The sequence below is a fragment of the Providencia sp. PROV188 genome, from assembly GCF_027595165.1.
Classification (GTDB): Bacteria; Pseudomonadota; Gammaproteobacteria; order Enterobacterales; family Enterobacteriaceae; genus Providencia; species Providencia lanzhouensis.
In genome coordinates, this window is the sequence record NZ_CP097292.1 from 117,094 (window position 1) to 134,285 (window position 17,192).

Below are 17,192 nucleotides of genomic sequence, written 5' to 3' on the forward strand. Positions count from 1 at the left end.
AATGCGAAAGGTGGATGAAAAGGTCAGAACGGCCTGACCCTCACAATTTATTGTGGTGATGCACCTGTAGGCACGGCATCGCCCAGTGAAATTCGTTCAAGCGCCTGTTTAGAAACGGAAATGCCATTATTGACGGACTCTTTGAGCGTGGGGGACTCTGAATGACCTTTTTTCGCTTTATTCATCTCTTCAATGAACTTCAGTTGAAAGCCTTCTTGGAAAACGACCGTCACTTCAACCCCTGCGCCAATCGGTATCACAGGGTGATATTGTTCAGCCCGTTTAATTAAATACTCTGACACCATTTTGCCTGACTGCTGCACCCCGCCCCCGACACCGCCCCGCGCCACATCACCAAACGAGGTCGTGTTACTGGCCCCCATCCCGACAGAAGTGGAACCCACTTGAGAAATCCCAGAACCCAGTGCATCAATAAACCCGCCGGCAAACGCATACCCAACCAATTGACCATTGCGAATGACGGGTTCGCCTTTAATCCCATTTTTCCCCATAAAGGACACATGCCCTTTAAACGGCATATCGACGGTATGCCCTAACAACTTGCAGGATAATCGATCGGTGCGAACTAATCCTCGCTCACTGGAAATATCCCCATACACCCCCGCTGTCACCGCACAACCACTCAGGTCGTATTCTTCATCATTCGGCATGATGAGTTTACCAATCAGACGAAATTGCATCGGAGAAGGGTTACTGTTTCCCGTGACCGACGCATTTGCATCGGCCCCTTCAATGACACTCGCTTTGGCAAAACTGCCTGACGGAATATAAGGCAGCGGCGGCAGTTCCACGCGAACGTTGTCTTCCTCATACTCAAAGGTCATGGATTCCAAATCTTGCTTCAAGGCAGGATTAATATTGATTTGGGGCTGCCCGACAGGGTATTGCCCTGCGGGATAAAACTGGGTTGGCGGCGGAATAATCAGTTGATTCGCCCCCGTATTTAATGTGGGGACTTGCCCGACAGGCAATGACTGTGGTTGAGGAGCCGGTAATGCGTTATCACCGTGGATCATCCCATTACTCATGTCCGTTAATTGGTCTTGCAATGTCGTTAAATCTTTATCCTGCTGCTCAATTTTGTCGCGATAGGCTTTATTTTCCTGCTCTAGCTTCGCAATCCGCGCATCCACCTGCTTCATCTTCTTATCCACTTGGGATGCCGTTGACTGCAAATCTGCCATCGCAGATTTACCGACATTCTTATCAAAGGTGGAAGAGACTACGCCAGTCATGTTCGGCGCGGATCTGGCTTGTTGTGAAACCGATTTTTTGGGCGCAGGCGGTAAGCTCATGTACCACGCGGCCGCACCGACACCCGATAAACCCAGCGCGAGTAACACAAAAATCACTGTCTGTTTGCGTTTTGCTTTCACATTAATGTTGGCCATTATCCACCTCATTACTCACCGTCAACCAGACAGTCGCCGTCGCCCCCGCCAAGACGGTTTCACTGTAAGGGTAAATCACCACAGAACGAACACCGGATTGATTGAATAAACGCTCTGACAGGGGTTTTGCCACAGAACTGGTATTACGTACATGCAACTGATACACCCGCAAACCGCCCCCATTCCACATGGTATCGGCTGAAACGGCATACCCTGACGGCAACTGAAAGTTAGGCATCGCAATCACGGGCGCCTCAACAAACCCGTTCGGCAGCTCACCATTGAGTAAAGCTTTGTGCAGTTCAATCAGCATTTGAGGGTACGGTAATGAACGCTCCCAGCGTTTCGCTGCGACCTGTGGTGCCGGTTTGTTGGATATCAATTGCAGTACACGACCATCGCGTTTTTTCGGCACCGCCACGACAGAAACGGTTAATCCCCCTGCAGTTCTGACATAAAACGTGAACGGCGTCGTTTGTGCCGTCATTAAGACGACGCCACCATTCGCAATCCCTGCAGTGCCTTTATTATTACCGTTAATAAACATCCCTTGCGCACTATCGATACCCACCACTCTGTCCCCTGGCACCACCAAGAGATTGGGTTCACTGTTACTGAATTCCACTTTCACTTGTGCATCCGGCGACACGGGAATTTTGGTGGGAAGCTGGGCGACAGGTTCAGCACTGGCGGGATGCAAAACACTGCTAATGAACAACGCTAACAGTGTCCCCATCACCTTGTTACGGTTTGTTTTCATCAATGATGTCCTCGAAACTGATGACTTCGGTTATGCCGTTTTGATATTTCACATGCAATCGAACTTTTTTGGACTCGGGCAACGCTTCACGCTTACCAATCCACGTTTTCAGCTCACCGTGAATGTCGACAATGCCATCAACGGGGTAGACTTCCATTTTTGACAGGTAAAATGCGGACGTCACGTTGTTGGCAATCACCTCTTTAGCCTCAAGGACCAAGACATCTTGCATTTCAGGGCGAGACTCTTTACTCACATATCGCAGTAGCGATTGGTGATTGGCTTTCACGGATTCAGGGCTGACGTTGTAACGCAGATAAATCAGTGACTGCGCCACTGACTCAAGGTAGTTCGCATCCGCGTGTGAACGCGTCAAGGTAAAGGGGGTGTCGAAAAACATCGGAATGTATGTTTCTTGTCGACTGTTTAATAAATCATCTAATCGTAGCCACGCAAAAATATTGCCCGTTAAACTCAAGCCCAACATAAAGGTGAGAGAGACAAACAGTAACGAGGTGTATTTTGTGGCGGACTTTGCTGCGCTCAGTTTCATGCAGCCTCCTTCCTTACTTTAAATAGAGTCTGAACGCGGATTCAGGGAGAGTTTTGTAAATGCTTTTAAAACAGTAGGCGGGTAAATACCAATAACAGGCGTTCAGTAACCAGAGACTGCCCCGCCCTTTTTTAAAATACCTCAGTGCATACCAGAGCAACGCGCCAGCCACAAGACCAGCCATTTCTTGTCCTTCATAAAAGCCCCATAACATGGGGCTTATGAGAACGGCGGCTTCATCATTGGGTAAGGGAAGAATACCGCCTTGCTGGGATAATGTCTGAGGAAAAAGAAAACGTGCTGCACGTTCATCTTCCATCAAAATTATCCTTTATTACGGTGTACCGGATGGCGCACCACCAATTAAACCAAACACAATTTTAGTCCCTACGATGAACACCGGGATCAGCAGTAATAACGCGGGGTTTTGTGTTTTCATGAACGCCAGGAAAATCAAAATCGCTTCGGCGATCATGATGTAATACATCACGGAGGAACCACTACCAAACGTATCCCCTGCGTCCTGTACACCTTCTTTGGCTAAATCAGCCGCTTGCGCGAAACCACGTGCAGCCATCCATAACACTAAGGGTGCAGCCACATATTTATAGAGGGATTTTGCCGCTTTCGTATTTAAGGCGCTCCATGCACGCGAGAAGATCCCCTTGCGCTTGGTTACCGGTGAATCAATAGCAATTTGACTCATAGTCTTTCCTTTTTAATAAAATAAATGCCAATGGTGACGTAAATAAATAATTATCTACCTTAATAAGAGCTTATTAGCTCGCTTTATTCCCTACTTAATTAATGTGTAAATAACACATATAAAAAGTAAGAAATAAAACGCGGTAATTTTCCCTGGCTTTGGGTAAAGCTACCGCCCCAGGTGTACACTGCCATTTTTTAGGCAAAGCGATCCCATTGCTGTGTGTAATCAACAAAAATAAAAACCAAAATGGAATAAACTCAGTAATAGAGTAAATTAATATTTAATTAATAACTCTTGGTAATTTCCTTCAATATGTTCAACAAGTCGTAAATGATCTGATAATCGTATAACTGCTTCGACTTTTTTAGAACGTCGTGCGCGCTTAGCGGATTTAGTTAATAAACGATTTGTTTCAGCACTAATCGGTACACTTATTGTGACCGCCTTATATTCTTTTTCTTTCATGGAATCCTCATTTCTCTTAACCATGAAATTATCATATATAAAAAAATTAGTCTGTAAACCACCCGACTCGGGGGGTATTCTCCTGGTATTTTTCTAAAATAGATAATGGAACAAAACAGTCCCAATTAAGTTGAAACGCAATATCTGATAATAAATAACGATTAAAAACACGCAATCTACTTGCACCAAGTATTCTACTAACATGTTCTTTTATAGTTTCATTACTTCGTTTCATTATTTTAGCAACTTCTGGATTAGTTAATCCGTGAATAACTAGCCATGCAACAGTCCATTCAGTACTAGTTAGTAATTCCAAGGGGTTTATCTCTTTTAATCTTTTTATTGAAGATAAAAAATCCAGTTGATTATAAAAACTATCTTTTCTTATAAAGAATTCAGAATTGAAAACTCTAAATTTAATATTGGTATTTTCCATGTAATCATATATTTTCAAATTAATAATATTACCTTCATGAGAAAATACAAGGTCAATAACATCCATTGCAATAGCAATTGGATATAACTGATGCTTAACTAATTCAATCGATGAAATATTAAAACGCTTTTCTTTTTTAGGAATTTTCAGTGAGTTTAGAATTGAATGAAGCTTTTCAGGAGAGCTACAGGATAGAACTTGACCACTTTGGTCAAGAATCAACCAAAAATATACGCTATTTAAAAAATCAGGTAGGTATTCTCGAAAAACCGCTTGTTTTATCGCATCGAGATCAATAGGATCATGAGTAGACATGTAACCATCTCCTTGAGTCTAGGTTATGTGTTTAGCTCAATAAGGGAGGTCTCAACTCCTTTATTGGGCGATTCTTAAATTTTAATCGAGCAATTAAAATTACTTAAGATAAATATACCTATATTTACAGATAAAATCAATCGTTATATTCAATAAAAACCGCATTTCCATATGCAATTATATAACTTGAAACGCTACCACTTCCTGTTCTTTGAAATGACCCGGTTTCGTATTTGAAATTAATTATTGCATTCCCTCCTTTTTCTTGAGTTAGAGTTATTAGCTCTACCTTTGCTACTTCATCTTCATTTTTGAATTTATCCCAATTTTCAGATATGACTATTTTAACCATACCTAGATTTTTTGTTATATTGGCATTAGGGATACAACTCGATGAGTAGATATTACTGTCAATCAAAGGAGCATGCACTATGGGATTTTATGTAAATATTTTCATAAATAATATCACTTATCATTAATATTAAAAAATTGTTCTACCAGCCTTTCAGTTTCCTTTTTCATCTCTGCAATTCCTTCTCTAAAATCATAACGACTATCTTCTTTTATTTCATTAATATTAAATAACATCTGAAAAATCATTTGAATACACTGTCGTGTTTTTGCTGAGTCCTCTAACATTTGCTTTTTATAAAGCTCTTCCCATGTCATTCCTTCATCATCTGTTTCATCAGCCTTCTTTTTTAAATTCATCGTGACACGAACGCCAATATCCAGCATTTCTGAACAGACGCTCGACATATTTGCGTCTGCATGGCTTGCGCCATCTGCTCGCCGTTCATCAACAATAGTTCTAATTGCATCATAAACTTTTTGTGACATATATACGTTTTGTCTTGCCATTTATTTAACCTATTTATTTGAGTGCTAATTGAGTGCCTATAAAAATCGATAGTATCATATTTTTAGTGCTTTAGAAGTGCTAATTCTAAATATTTTCAGCACTCACTCAGTGCTTATTTCACGGCACAGATAAAGCACCGTGATTCATAGCTTATTGTTTTAATTTACTTAGCCACAAGATAGCCACAAAACAGCACTAACTTAGCCACATTTAAGCACTCTTTTAGCACTTAACACAAAGAGTTTTAAAATTTCTACGCATTTACATTTAATTAACACCATGATTTAACAGTAAATTCTTGCAAAATGAAATTTTGCGTGGGGTGTGAAATCTTTTCTTCTGAGGAGCGCAATTTAATGCTTGGCGTTTGTGTAGGCTCGAAATAAAATGTATTCCGAATTTTAAATAAAAATCCCGCTCGTGTTAGCACGAAACAAAATAACAATAGGTTCGACCATTATGCAAAAATGGATAATAACGATACTTATGCTTTATACATCCACTATCTTTGCCAAAGATTGCTTCAATAATGCCGCAAGAGACTATCAATTGGATGCTGACTTATTACGGGCGATCGCTTATCGAGAAAGTGCATTTAAGCCAAATGCGATTAATTACGTATCTCCATCTAGTTATGCTATTGGATTAATGCAAATTCATTCACAGAATTTTAATGAATTGGCTCGATTTGGTATTACAGAACAACAATTAAGAGATGATCCCTGTCTAAATATTTATACCGGTGCTTACTATCTAGCAAAGTTTATAAAAATACAAGGTGATGTTTTGTAAGGTTTTGGAGCATATAATGCGGGATTAAAAAAACGATTAAACAAGAACAAAAAAGATACAAGTATGCTAACGAAGTCTATCATATTTATCTGGCGTTAAAAAAGAAGTCATCGTGATATTGTTTATTTTCATTAATCCATTATAATGACCTCTGATATTAATTGGTGCATGTGTATTAATATCAAAAAAACGCGCTTTCGAGCGCGTTCCCTTTTTAATAATAAACAGATCATTTACCGATAAACGACCTCACTATTCAAAGACATCGACTAAACACCTACCCTCCCCACAAACAAACTTTCTTTTTACCGATAAAAAACTTTTTTATTACATAGTATTTTCAATGAAAATATATTCAACGTGATATGGAATAACATTTTCAATAACGTTAAAGTTCGTGATAAAAAAACGCAATTAACACCACCATAAACAAAATAAGATTGATAGACTTCATGCTTATTAACCATGTAACCCACTTCTTCATCTATCGAATAAAGATAACAAGAACCATGATGATCAGTTAAAATTAAGAAGTTAAATATTAGAATATTTCTTTTTAAATCCACTCGACTATTATTTCAAGTTACATCCCTCTTACAAACGAAACTACATGAATCGATAAATAGTTTGAAGTGTTTGATTTATCACACTGAAAAGGATTTAGATAAAAATAGCGATTCAGCCTTATTCAATATATTGGCCTCTTGTTTTCGTTTTTTCTCTACAAGAATGTGATACTGGCAATATTCATTATTTCATAGATAATATTTGTTATTTATTGACTACGCACAAATAGATCCCCGACATGTAATTAAGCGCAAGCCAAAGGCTTGCGCAGGAATTGATTAATCAATCGCGTTGAATATTTTGGTTTGTGATTCAAGGGATAATGTTAAAACAAAATCTCACAATTGATGAAAACAAGCAGAAATACGCTCACAATCTTCCTGATGTCCTTTTTCATGAGTGATAAATGAAAAATGACTTAACAGGATTAAACAGACAATAATCCCCGCTTCTTGAGCGTTCACTTCCCCACAAAAACCATTTGGGGAGTTAAGCATATAGTTTTTTGGCGGTTGCAAATAAAAGCCACCATTCGACAGTTGATAAAATTCCCAGTACCCGCCGTGATAAGTAACGGCATGTCGATTCATCCAGTGATAAATCGCATTTTCAAAGACAAGATAATACCTTCCCAACTTGGCAGGTAAAAACCTTAAGCGAGCTTGCGGCGTTTTCACCGTTATAGCCGTAATGACAGTTTCGTCTTTTCCCTTTCTTTCGTTAGATTCTGGAGCTGCAAGGTTTTGATGTGATGACATTTTTGAGACCTCCTCTGTGTTAATGATTTCTTTCGTTGAGTTCCTCCGCTGCAAAGGGCGTACATAGATGAAATGAGGAAGGAAGCAAGGGCGGAGGCAAAATTGTTGGAAAGCGCAGCGGCAAGAATTTTGCTGGAGTGCACTTTACGCTTGCTGGATGACGAGTGGAATCTATGTTTAAGCTCGAGCGGAGGGACTTGACGAAAGAGGAACAACACAGTAGCTGAAAATGACGAGCCCCGACTTGCGGTGAGACCGTCGAACCGCAAGTCGCCCTTTGAGCTTAACAAGGTTAAGCGGTCAATCAGGCGCAGCTCCCAAAGGGAGCTTGCCTACCTGCCATTTGCGCCACGCGTGAGCGTAAAAAGGCGCTGCCGTTGACCTTAAAGCCCGTTATCCACATTATCCACATGAGGTGAGCCAGTGAGCCCCACCCTCAACAGTGGGGCGAACGGGAGTGTACGGGGAACCCGCACCGATTGTGGGTAATGTGGATAACGGGCGTTCGGTTTTCTCCTGGTTCGATGCCAGGAGAAAACCGCAGGGCGCAAAAAAAGAGAGGAAATCCCCCTCTTGAGAATTAAGCGTGTAAGAAGGATTTAAAGCGCAAGGGATTTAACATCAGCATCGGCGTATACAGCGTTTGACGAACTTCCAAGGTTAAGCTATTACCAATATTGACTATCGCCGGAACCCCCAACAACGCCAATTGCAGATAACACATTCTCGCTGCGACCTCATCAATATCCGTACACACCGCTATCATGTGCTTTTGTGGATTATAGCCTTGATTTATCAGTACATTCGCACAAGCAATCACCATGCCACCGGCGCCACACCACCCGTAACATTCATCACTGGTGACAACGGCTTTAGGCCTGAATTTCTCTGTATCGTAGGCGATTTCCGATTTGTCCATAGATTACCAATCTAAGTGGTGACATTTGTGTAATTTTGTCACCACCTTGTCATCCTGCACGTCATCTCTATTGTTGACTTCAGAATGAGACGTTGCCATTAGTTTCCAAGCTGTTTCACCTCATTGTACAAGGTATAAAGACGATGAGCAGACATATCAAGGATTGGCTCATACATAAATGAGTTCAAATGTATGTTTTCTGGTGTCATCAAATTTACTTGATCCAGTAAGCGTATGATGCCTGTGTGACCTGGAAGCATTTCAACATACTTATCAAACAGCTCTCGTGTCTGATTAGATTCGATACTATCTACAAATGCTTGGTCATTAATCTGGGCAATCATGAATTGCTCTGCTTTCAGCCGGATAGCCATTGCAACAATAACTTTGGATTCAAGCTCAGGTGACTCATGCGCAGCGCTTGATAATACGTCTGCCTTCTGAAATATCTTGTCAATCACACGTGATGTAGTATCTGGCAGGATCAAGGCAGGCTTATCTACAAGTACAGCTCGATATATATCTTGTAATTCCTGCACCGTGATGTTTTGACTATTTGCCTTTAGATGAAGCAGTGATGTCAGTGTTAAGTAATGGGCATCGTACCCACAGTATTCAGCGAGGTTTCTAACAAATGGAATACTGGCTAGCATGTAATGCTCATTTTGATGCATATCTCGCTTCCAAGCGACGAATACATCATTCTGGTACTTTTCAGGATTAAGTTTTATTTCCGTCGATGTCTTAGTAGCCAGCATTCGCCTATTGCGCGCAACGCGATTTCTGCTTCCAATTATTCGACCACCTACAATTCTATGAAAATCGAAGTTATGCGTAAGAATCAAAAGGTAGAAATGTGTAACCTGAGCAATATCACGAAGGTACTCAACGATTGCATACTTATTTTTGTAATCAAAGGAGTCGGCAATATCGTCTATGACGATCAATATCGGTGCGCCTGCGTTCTTTTTAGCTTCAATTTCAAAAAGAACATTCAGGATGTAAAGTGCACGTTTCTCGCCTTGGCTTAGAGTATCAAGCAAGGTTTCATGTTTAACCTGCTGCTGACCACCGCGACCATCATCAAAGTCAAACTCGATAGATGGGGCAGCGTTATTAAGAATGACATCATCCTGATTGTCCACCCTAAGCTTGAACGGAACGGAAAATCGCTTGTTGAATATATCGACAACGCCCTTCCAAATCGTTTCCTGCTGCTTCGCTTGATCAATAATGTATTTAACTTTTTCCTGATTCGACTTGTAGGTTGAGACAAGGTCATCCCAAACTGATTGGTGTGATTGAAGATAGCCTGTAATCAGCTTTTTCTTGAAGCCCTTTACGTCCTTATATTCCGGCAATAGCTCTTGGTGTTCTGAAATAAAATCTCGAAAGGCATGAGTCTCTTTTGTGGTTAGCTTTTTATCGACCTTGCTAAATTTTTCTTTCAGTTCGGGATTCTGAAAAACCTTATTCTGCTCTTCCTGCAGAATTTCATTTAAACGGTCTTTGGAAGTTACTTCTTGCTTTTGGCCATTAATTGAAAGATTGACGCTATGAGATGCATCAAAGAAGCCTGTATCGGAGAGGCTTTTAGAAACAGTTCCCGCTTTCTGGTGATTGAAACTCCTCGACAAAACCGCTGATTCGCTAATGAGTTTTTCATAGGTTTCCACATAACCAGTCAACTCCTGCTCGAAACTCTCTGTAGCAGCGAGATCCAGAACCTTTGGATTAAAAAGATCTCCATACTTAAACTCGGCAAAACTAGAATAATCTTGCGCAGCCTGAAGCTTCAATTCAGCCAACAGGTCAAGAAACTCCTTTTCCGGCCGATCAAATGCTTCACAGATCAACTCCGGAATCGCTTTGTTCTGCTTTCCTGATGACTTTGCCAACTCTTTTATTAGCAGGGCTCTTTTATCATCGACTTCTTTTAGGGCTTCATCATAGTCACGCTTTAGGGCCTCATTAACCAATAGCGTGGAAACCTGCTTGGAGCTATAACTTTCGTCGTATGAATTAATGACCATTATTTGTCCAGCATCAACTGGCTGGCCATCTAAAGTAACAACTCGTTTCGTTGCTCGCTCAGGAAAGATAACGTCCTTTGACTTCCTGTCGTCTTCAATGTCCTTTAGTGTCTTGGCCAGAGAGGTTTTCAATGTTCCATTGGGCGCATACAAAGAGCACACGCCGTCAACGCCATCAATTCTGGTAAAGTCTAACTCCTGCACCAGTTTATTGATGCCATAACAGTTCTCCAGATCCAGCCCAAGTTTCATTTTGACTTCCTTTTAAAATCGTTCATTTCAAAAACTGTGAATTAACAATGCTCACGCATACCTGCTTGAAAACTCATCCATCGAATTAGATACCGTAAACTTCACGTCATCACCCAGTGCTTCAAAGTGTGCATAACCACATTTGATTTTGGCATTTTCCTCCGGACGTCGTTCCACCGAGAAAAGCGTGCTCTTGGTTTCGACGACAAAATAGAGTTTTTCTTTCCCATCCTGATCAATCAACACTGCCCAGTCGGGGTTGTATCCACCCAATGGCGTATCGATTTTGAACCATCCGGGGAGCTTGGCGTAGAGCTTAATATCGTCGTTTAACTCGAACGCCGAGGCAAATTCCAGCTCGATATCGGAGTCGTAAACCACATGGTCAAAAACGGACTTTTCGGCCTTAATCATGTTGTCTTTCAGATAACCAAACAATTCGTTCTGTTGGAATAATTCCTGGGCATAGAATTGGTCATCACCAATTTTGTGATACTTGATGCCATCGACGATAAACAGGTGCATCTGGCTTTTGATGATGTTGGCGGCCTGCTCGATAAATTTCTGCGGATTGTTCTTGAATGATTCCAGGCGACCACTTTTGTTGATAATGGCAACAATGGTTCGGCGCGTCAGATTGGTCTCGTTTTGTAGGTATGTTATGAGATCTGGCAAATCAAACGCTCGGGATTCGTACACGCTGGTTGTTTCCTGAACCTGTTGTGTATGCACTCCACCACGGTCTATTTCAGTCTTCGCCTTGCGGTAAGTGAAGCGAGCCTTGCCCACCTGAAGGTTGATTTTGATTTCTTCGGCGCACTTATCGATCAGCGCATTGGTATCAAAGTCCACGCGGAATGCAGTTTTGTATTTAATACGATCCCACAGCGCCTGGAACTCGGGGCTCAGATACACCACTTTGTTCAGGGAAACCTTGGCTTTGTCATCGCGGTTCTTGATGTTCAGGTTACCGGATACTTTTTTCAGTACCGACACAATCTGTGCTGCATGGGGCTGTTCGAGACCAAACGGATTGGTTAATTTGATTCCAACAAATCGCTGCTCCCACATTGGCCATTCTGGTGAAATTAATCGACGCGATTGTGTCCATTTATAGAAACGGATGACTGCTGCCATCCTCTGCGAAGCAGTGCTTGGAGCAAGCTCACCATTATTTCTGGCGGCAACAAGTGCTCCACGAAAGCGAACAAGGCAACGCTCACTTTCTCGCTCTGGGAAATGCCACCATTGGATTGACTCTGCTTCTAGCCATTTTGCGTAGGCAAGCAGGTGAGACATATTGGATCGAACAGTTTTCAGATCCCGTTTTGATGATGTTGCCTGATCCAGGACCCAAAGATTTGCTTCTGCCCAGGTTGAATTATCTTCCCAGACTATTTGGGGAAGATTTTTGATCGGTTTTCTTTTTAGTGGAGCCCACTGTAACGAGCCGTCCGATATTTCTGCTCGATGTGGCTGATAGTTGATTTGCTCAAGGCTTGCCATTGATTTCCCCCTTCGACGACTCAATGCCGTTCAGGAAGGAATTACTTCTGAGCATAGAGTAGTCTAATTTGTCACCATTGAAACATGTATAGTGTGCGATTAAAACTTGGTATGTAACGTTTGCCACACGTGGGCTCACACACCGAGATATACCCCTTTTGTTCAATGTGAGAGCGGCAATCACCAAGAATCAGTTCAGCCATTAGCTGGCTCATCTGAAACGGCGTAAAAAACTGCCCCCAACGCCCATCCCCCAGTTCTAATGTCATGAATAGCTCGCCCAAAAAGTCCGTGGCTTGGTGGTCTAACGCATTCACACAAATAGCGAGGAGCTTAGCGAAAGCGTTTAAGTCCTCTTTTTCATAACGAGCAATCACTTTAAAATAGGTTTGTTCTAACTCAGGACACTGTTTCACACTGTTCTCTAATGAAATAGTGGCAATGTGAATAAAATCCCGAAACACCTCAGAGCGACTATGATAGCGTGCTGTTTGGTGAAACAGTTGCGTAAATGCTTTATGAAAATCACGATTTGATGACGCATTGACCGATGCAAGCCGCTGTCCTTTGCTGTGTTTTTTGGGCTGGCATTGTGATTGTCGGTCTTGTGTTGCTGAAATAAGGGGATGCTCTTCAGGGGATTGGCTTAAATCCACATCAAAAAAACTTAATTGTGACATATCGATACTCCAAAACAGCCCTCAACGGGGGCTGTGTGTTAACTTAAATCCACGATTTACGTAGTTCCAAACAGCGCAAGAGTTGCCCCAAACAATGGTTATTCATGGCAGGGATACGAACAGACTGTTTTCGTTTAAGTTGTTTATCGATATGCCGCGCCATAGCGCGGTAACACGGCTGAATTTCATCTATCGTCAAGTCATGACGGATGACCCGACGTTTTGACACGTCAGACTTTACAGGTTTGGCATCATATGCCATCATATTTGCATTCATTAGATTTACTCCTTTGAGTTAATGATATGCCTTGAGTTCCTACGCTAAAGTCACTCAAGGCACGGATTAAGCAGGCGAAAGCCTGCTTTTTTCATTGTTGCGCCAGCAGTCTAGCACAACGTACACGCGACACAATTTGCGCGTGAGATAACGTTGAGACATCCCGAAACGTGAAATAACGCTCGTCCACTTTGACGAAAATATCGGTCACATTCCCAATAATCATTTCTTGTAACTTAAATGACTCTGTTTTGTGATCCCCCTGCCAATCCAACGGTGGCATAACGGATAATGCATCCATAAATTGCGCTAAGGTGATTTCTGTCGGTTTAGTTTTGGCTGCTTGTTCACGTCCGACCCAATACATCATTTCCGAGCATTGGGTTTCTTGGTAATGGTCGGTTTCGTTCTGTTCTAATGCCTGATACATACCTTTCTCCTTTTGTGTTTTTGTCGATGATGCCATTCGCGTTAACAATATTGGCGAATAGCGCGTTTAAAGGGTTTGATGTGGTTTGCACTGACTAACTCGCGGTAAGTTAAATCAAAGTGTGTTGTCCCATCGGTTAAAATATAGCGATAACGTGTGTTCATTTTTTCAGCGAATTTAGTTGCTTTTAAAAAAGTGAAAAAAGCGTTAATTGAGTCAAAATGATAAACGTCATATTCTTCCTCGGTTGTCCCCTTCTTATTGGTTTCTGAAAATAAAACTTGATAATTCATATTGATACTCCTTGTTTTTGGCTTTTAACTCATCTTTCTGAAGATTCAGGAGCGGCGGTGTTGACGTTCTCCGAAGGCATCCTGGTTTACCTGCCAGTTTTAAATCATCTCTCTGTGAGTTCTTTCGCGGCAAGGGCGTGCATAGCTGAGACGAGGAAGGAAGCAAGGGCGGAAGCAAAATTATTGGAAAGCGCAGCGACAAGAATTTTGCTGGAGTGCACTTTACACTTGCTGGATGACGAGTTGAGGCTATGCTTAAGCCCTAGCGGAAGGACTTACGGAAAGATAAAAGCGATAGGTAAGGATGAATTCGACCGACACGCAACGCGTGGCGTCCTTAACGGCCGTGCGCAGCACCAAATGCCGTGGGTTTTAGGTTTCGCTTGCTATCCGAAGGACAGAGACGCAAAGCGGCTCTGCGGAAACCCATTCGTGAAGCGAATGGCGTTGAAGTGCAGGCGACAGCTCGAGGACATCGAGCTGCCGTAGGAACCCAAAAGAGATTATTTTCTTTTTATGCAGATATGAACATGCTCCCAACCTTGAATAAAAGGGCATTACCCTTTTGTTTTTTTATAAAAAATAACTTTAAATTATCGTACTATTAGTAATAGCCTCATCTTGTTTAACCGGTTCTATCGTTTTCATTCAGGAAACTTAGCTATCCATGACCAAATATCAAAAGATAAAGGGCTGTTCGGGGTTACCCGAACAGCCCTTTACTTCCATCTGCGCCAGGCGTCGGCGTAAAAAGGCGTAGCCGTTGACCTTTCAAGCTGGTTGTCCCCATTTGCCACATTTGGCGAGCCAGTGAACGCCCCCAAAAAGGCGCGTGAACGAGAGAGTACGGGGAACCAGCGCCAACTGTGTGTAAATGGGGGCAATCCGGCACCTTAATGAATACTGGCTCAATGCCAGCATGCCCAAAACTCAAATAGGCGTATTCACAAAATCAGTGGATAACTTTAAATAACGATGTTGATAACAGCGTTAACATCCTGATTAATAAATGAATAATAGTAACGCTCAAAAAACCACCAAGCATTAATTAGCATTTTACGATAGGGATATCTGAAAATTGGGTTGTCCAACGAGGAGAAAGAAATTGCTGTTTCATTTTCCATAAAGCAGATTGCAATTGCATCCCTTGACCAGCAAACCAGATAGCACTTTTTCCGCGATTAATCTGGTCAATCGTCAGCATCAGTTCATCACTTTTGCGAAAACGATAGCCACTCTCAAATAAATTCAGTTGTACTTGCCCTGAGGAGGAAAATTTACTGAGCAATATGCTGCTTTTGCTGTATTTCACATTCTGGAGCCAAAGTCGATCAAATAAAGAGACAGCCGCCTGAATAATCTCGCGCGTATCTTGTGTGGGATAAATGAGCGCTTGAGTCTCTTGTCGATAATAGTGTGGTTCATGATGAGAAAAATGACTACTTTGCACCCACAAGGTCACTAACCGACAGAATTGTTTTTCTTCACGCAGTTTTTCTGTCGCACGTTCAGCAAATGCACACACCGACTGGCGCACCAACTCATAATCCATCACTTTATGGCCAAATGAACGGGAACAAATAATTTGTTGTTTGGCGGGCGAGATTTCTTCCAACTGAAGACAGGATTCGCCGTTCAGCTCCCGAACGGTTCGCTCTAAGACCACTGAATACATCTTGCGAGCTTCGGAAGTAGGCAATCGACTTAAATCCAAAGCGGTTTAATCCCATGTTGATTTAGACGTTTAGCCAGTTTATGTCCAATCCCCCAAACCTCTTCAACAGGCACTAATCTCATGAGTTTTTTCTGACGGCTAGACGAACTTAAATCGACGACTCCACCTGTTTTCTTCCAAGTTTTGGCGGCGTAGTTTGCTAACTTAGCTAACGTTTTGGTACTGGAAATCCCTACCCCTACAGGCAAATGCGCACATCGGAATACATCCTCTTTTAATTTATAGCCAAGTTCATGCCAGGAATACAATGTATTCATGCCTGTGAGATTACAAAAGCACTCGTCAATGCTGTATACCTCAATTTGAGGCACAATTTGGGAAACTACAGTCATAAACCGATTACTAAAATCGGCATATAAGGGATAATTTGAAGAAAATACAGCCACTTGCCTTTGTTTGATTATCTGCTTAATTTCAAAATAAGGGGCTCCCATATGGATATAAGGTTTCGCCTCCGCCGAACGCGCAATCACACAACCATCATTATTGGAAAGGCAAACAATCGGCTTTCCTTTTAAATCGGGGCGGAAAACAGATTCACAGGAGGTATACATTGAATTAACATCGATGAGAGCAAACATGTTTTTTCACCAACAGGTATGCACGGCATAACGTACGACACCGAAGATTATCACTTCCATATTGTCATTGATGGGAATAGCGGGAAATAGTCTGTTAGCAGGAATAAGCGCTTTAGTCGGTGTGATTTGCAGGTATTTACAGGTAAATTCACCATCATATTCAGCGACCACTATTTCCCCATGACGGGCTGTCAGGTGACTTTCGACGACCAACAAATCCCCGTCAAAAATCCCCGCATCCTTCATTGAATCCCCTGATGCCCGAAGAAAATAGGTACTTTCAGGATAGCGGATCAGTTCTGCATCGAGCGATAAACGACGCTCGACGTGGTCTTGAGCTGGGCTTGGAAAGCCGCAGGTAATTTGGCTTTCAAAAATGGGAATTTGCATAGCGCACCAACACTGTATAAATACACAGCCCCAATATACTGTATATTTTCACGCTACACAAATATCCCGAGAATTTTTTAAACTAACTTTGATAATTTGTTTTTCACCTTCGCTAAAGGTGGATTGGCTTTTATCTCAGTGGGGCTATTGTCTTCACTTAGTCTTGAATTCATACCAAGCGCTTGAATAACCGCCTGTATTTCAGCTTGAGATGGCTTCCACCCTGTTGTTTGCGAAATTAATGTGACAAGCTGTTCTGCGGTTAATTTATCATTAAATAACGTCGCCAATAATGCAGGCAAACGTGCATCAAGGTGTTGTAATGCCGTGCCGCAAATAAACGCATGGCGGAAAAACTCTCCCCTAGAAGAACGAGGTATAGACTCAATAATCTCTAAAGCCTGTTTATCAGCAGGGTTTTCGGGATGAAGGTATAACGTAAATTTTTTCCGCTCATGATTCATTGA

At 42.0% G+C, this 17,192-nt stretch carries 21 protein-coding genes and 1 pseudogene; 1 reads left to right on the top strand and 21 read right to left on the bottom strand.

Annotation, left to right across the window (positions count from 1 at the left end; genetic code table 11):
* Positions 1-47 precede the first annotated feature (47 nt).
* From M5X66_RS18385 to M5X66_RS18425, 9 genes are all read right to left on the bottom strand, one after another.
* A complete protein-coding gene (locus tag M5X66_RS18385) occupies positions 48-1,412 on the bottom strand; it encodes a TrbI/VirB10 family protein (protein ID WP_270104045.1) in 1,365 nt (454 codons plus the stop codon).
* On the bottom strand, positions 1,399-2,172 hold the full coding sequence (locus M5X66_RS18390) for a TraK domain-containing protein (protein ID WP_154599165.1): 774 nt from the start codon (positions 2,170-2,172) through the stop codon (positions 1,399-1,401). Before M5X66_RS18390 ends, M5X66_RS18385 begins: the two co-directional genes overlap by 14 nt.
* Positions 2,156-2,725: a type IV conjugative transfer system protein TraE gene (traE, locus tag M5X66_RS18395; RefSeq protein ID WP_154599164.1), complete on the bottom strand. Its 570-nt coding sequence runs from the start codon at positions 2,723-2,725 to the stop codon at positions 2,156-2,158. The genes M5X66_RS18390 and traE overlap by 17 nt, the downstream gene beginning before the upstream one ends.
* 13 nt (positions 2,726-2,738) lie before the next feature.
* Positions 2,739-3,044, bottom strand: coding sequence for a type IV conjugative transfer system protein TraL (gene traL / locus M5X66_RS18400; protein ID WP_154633596.1), 306 nt, complete (start codon positions 3,042-3,044; stop codon positions 2,739-2,741).
* 15 nt (positions 3,045-3,059) lie between these two features.
* Complete coding sequence (locus tag M5X66_RS18405) at positions 3,060-3,431, bottom strand: type IV conjugative transfer system pilin TraA (RefSeq protein WP_270104046.1); 372 nt, start codon at positions 3,429-3,431, stop codon at positions 3,060-3,062.
* A 276-nt stretch (positions 3,432-3,707) separates the two neighbouring features.
* The gene (locus M5X66_RS18410) at positions 3,708-3,899 is read right to left on the bottom strand and encodes a TraY domain-containing protein (protein ID WP_270104047.1); all 192 of its coding nucleotides are present in this window, start codon (positions 3,897-3,899) and stop codon (positions 3,708-3,710) included.
* 46 nt (positions 3,900-3,945) lie between these two features.
* Complete coding sequence (locus M5X66_RS18415; protein ID WP_036954385.1) at positions 3,946-4,650, bottom strand: response regulator transcription factor; 705 nt, start codon at positions 4,648-4,650, stop codon at positions 3,946-3,948.
* Positions 4,651-4,786: 136 nt separating this feature from the next.
* The gene (locus M5X66_RS18420; protein ID WP_270104048.1) at positions 4,787-5,002 is read right to left on the bottom strand and encodes a hypothetical protein; all 216 of its coding nucleotides are present in this window, start codon (positions 5,000-5,002) and stop codon (positions 4,787-4,789) included.
* 113 nt (positions 5,003-5,115) lie between these two features.
* Complete coding sequence (locus M5X66_RS18425; RefSeq protein ID WP_051422754.1) at positions 5,116-5,511, bottom strand: relaxosome protein TraM; 396 nt, start codon at positions 5,509-5,511, stop codon at positions 5,116-5,118.
* Positions 5,512-5,971: 460 nt separating this feature from the next.
* On the opposite strand from M5X66_RS18425, the gene M5X66_RS18430 reads away from it, so the two are divergent.
* Positions 5,972-6,304, top strand: a complete 333-nt coding sequence (locus tag M5X66_RS18430; protein WP_270104049.1) for a transglycosylase SLT domain-containing protein — start codon at positions 5,972-5,974, stop codon at positions 6,302-6,304.
* Positions 6,305-7,209: 905 nt separating this feature from the next.
* On the opposite strand, the gene M5X66_RS18435 is transcribed toward M5X66_RS18430, so the two are convergent.
* From M5X66_RS18435 to M5X66_RS18490, 12 genes and pseudogenes are all read right to left on the bottom strand, one after another.
* On the bottom strand, positions 7,210-7,629 hold the full coding sequence (locus tag M5X66_RS18435; RefSeq protein ID WP_080675665.1) for an antirestriction protein: 420 nt from the start codon (positions 7,627-7,629) through the stop codon (positions 7,210-7,212).
* Between the two features lie 580 nt (positions 7,630-8,209).
* Entirely contained in the window at positions 8,210-8,548 is a 339-nt protein-coding gene (locus tag M5X66_RS18440) for a hypothetical protein (protein ID WP_051422756.1), read from the bottom strand.
* 98 nt (positions 8,549-8,646) lie between these two features.
* Positions 8,647-10,833: a hypothetical protein gene (locus tag M5X66_RS18445; RefSeq protein WP_036954393.1), complete on the bottom strand. Its 2,187-nt coding sequence runs from the start codon at positions 10,831-10,833 to the stop codon at positions 8,647-8,649.
* A 51-nt stretch (positions 10,834-10,884) separates the two neighbouring features.
* Positions 10,885-12,339: a restriction endonuclease gene (locus tag M5X66_RS18450; RefSeq protein ID WP_036954397.1), complete on the bottom strand. Its 1,455-nt coding sequence runs from the start codon at positions 12,337-12,339 to the stop codon at positions 10,885-10,887.
* Positions 12,340-12,410: 71 nt separating this feature from the next.
* Positions 12,411-13,019 carry a type I restriction-modification system subunit M gene (locus M5X66_RS18455; RefSeq protein ID WP_051422759.1) on the bottom strand — a complete coding sequence of 203 codons (609 nt, stop codon included), beginning with the start codon at positions 13,017-13,019 and terminating at the stop codon, positions 12,411-12,413.
* A gap of 43 nt (positions 13,020-13,062) precedes the next feature.
* Positions 13,063-13,296, bottom strand: coding sequence for a hypothetical protein (locus tag M5X66_RS18825; protein WP_036954400.1), 234 nt, complete (start codon positions 13,294-13,296; stop codon positions 13,063-13,065).
* Between the two features lie 91 nt (positions 13,297-13,387).
* A complete protein-coding gene (locus tag M5X66_RS18830) occupies positions 13,388-13,726 on the bottom strand; it encodes a hypothetical protein (protein ID WP_036954403.1) in 339 nt (112 codons plus the stop codon).
* Positions 13,727-13,767: 41 nt separating this feature from the next.
* The gene (locus M5X66_RS18470; protein WP_036954407.1) at positions 13,768-14,019 is read right to left on the bottom strand and encodes a hypothetical protein; all 252 of its coding nucleotides are present in this window, start codon (positions 14,017-14,019) and stop codon (positions 13,768-13,770) included.
* Positions 14,020-14,722: 703 nt separating this feature from the next.
* Positions 14,723-14,953 carry a hypothetical protein gene (locus M5X66_RS18475; RefSeq protein ID WP_270104050.1) on the bottom strand — a complete coding sequence of 77 codons (231 nt, stop codon included), beginning with the start codon at positions 14,951-14,953 and terminating at the stop codon, positions 14,723-14,725.
* Positions 14,954-15,067: 114 nt separating this feature from the next.
* Positions 15,068-16,335: pseudogene (gene umuC / locus M5X66_RS18480) on the bottom strand (translesion error-prone DNA polymerase V subunit UmuC).
* Between the two features lie 6 nt (positions 16,336-16,341).
* Positions 16,342-16,725: a translesion error-prone DNA polymerase V autoproteolytic subunit gene (gene umuD / locus M5X66_RS18485; protein ID WP_036954415.1), complete on the bottom strand. Its 384-nt coding sequence runs from the start codon at positions 16,723-16,725 to the stop codon at positions 16,342-16,344.
* Positions 16,726-16,802: 77 nt separating this feature from the next.
* Positions 16,803-17,189 (bottom strand): plasmid partitioning/stability family protein, encoded by a 387-nt coding sequence (locus M5X66_RS18490; RefSeq protein WP_036954420.1) that lies wholly within the window; start codon positions 17,187-17,189, stop codon positions 16,803-16,805.
* Between the last annotated feature and the right edge of the window lie 3 nt (positions 17,190-17,192).

Bases quoted from the DNA above. Each gene is read 5' to 3' on its own strand.
- M5X66_RS18455 (WP_051422759.1), bottom strand. From the start codon at position 13,019: ATGTCACAATTAAGTTTTTTTGATGTGGATTTAAGCCAATCCCCTGAA.
- M5X66_RS18420 (WP_270104048.1), bottom strand. From the start codon at position 5,002: ATGGTTAAAATAGTCATATCTGAAAATTGGGATAAATTCAAAAATGAA.
- M5X66_RS18490 (WP_036954420.1), bottom strand. From the start codon at position 17,189: ATGAATCATGAGCGGAAAAAATTTACGTTATACCTTCATCCCGAAAAC.
- M5X66_RS18410 (WP_270104047.1), bottom strand. From the start codon at position 3,899: ATGAAAGAAAAAGAATATAAGGCGGTCACAATAAGTGTACCGATTAGT.
- M5X66_RS18450 (WP_036954397.1), bottom strand. From the start codon at position 12,339: ATGGCAAGCCTTGAGCAAATCAACTATCAGCCACATCGAGCAGAAATA.
- M5X66_RS18435 (WP_080675665.1), bottom strand. From the start codon at position 7,629: ATGTCATCACATCAAAACCTTGCAGCTCCAGAATCTAACGAAAGAAAG.
- M5X66_RS18390 (WP_154599165.1), bottom strand. From the start codon at position 2,172: ATGAAAACAAACCGTAACAAGGTGATGGGGACACTGTTAGCGTTGTTC.
- M5X66_RS18470 (WP_036954407.1), bottom strand. From the start codon at position 14,019: ATGAATTATCAAGTTTTATTTTCAGAAACCAATAAGAAGGGGACAACC.
- M5X66_RS18430 (WP_270104049.1), top strand. From the start codon at position 5,972: ATGCAAAAATGGATAATAACGATACTTATGCTTTATACATCCACTATC.
- M5X66_RS18385 (WP_270104045.1), bottom strand. From the start codon at position 1,412: ATGGCCAACATTAATGTGAAAGCAAAACGCAAACAGACAGTGATTTTT.
- M5X66_RS18440 (WP_051422756.1), bottom strand. From the start codon at position 8,548: ATGGACAAATCGGAAATCGCCTACGATACAGAGAAATTCAGGCCTAAA.
- traE (WP_154599164.1), bottom strand. From the start codon at position 2,725: ATGAAACTGAGCGCAGCAAAGTCCGCCACAAAATACACCTCGTTACTG.
- M5X66_RS18825 (WP_036954400.1), bottom strand. From the start codon at position 13,296: ATGAATGCAAATATGATGGCATATGATGCCAAACCTGTAAAGTCTGAC.
- M5X66_RS18830 (WP_036954403.1), bottom strand. From the start codon at position 13,726: ATGTATCAGGCATTAGAACAGAACGAAACCGACCATTACCAAGAAACC.
- traL (WP_154633596.1), bottom strand. From the start codon at position 3,044: ATGGAAGATGAACGTGCAGCACGTTTTCTTTTTCCTCAGACATTATCC.
- M5X66_RS18425 (WP_051422754.1), bottom strand. From the start codon at position 5,511: ATGGCAAGACAAAACGTATATATGTCACAAAAAGTTTATGATGCAATT.
- M5X66_RS18415 (WP_036954385.1), bottom strand. From the start codon at position 4,650: ATGTCTACTCATGATCCTATTGATCTCGATGCGATAAAACAAGCGGTT.
- umuD (WP_036954415.1), bottom strand. From the start codon at position 16,725: ATGCAAATTCCCATTTTTGAAAGCCAAATTACCTGCGGCTTTCCAAGC.
- M5X66_RS18445 (WP_036954393.1), bottom strand. From the start codon at position 10,833: ATGAAACTTGGGCTGGATCTGGAGAACTGTTATGGCATCAATAAACTG.
- M5X66_RS18405 (WP_270104046.1), bottom strand. From the start codon at position 3,431: ATGAGTCAAATTGCTATTGATTCACCGGTAACCAAGCGCAAGGGGATC.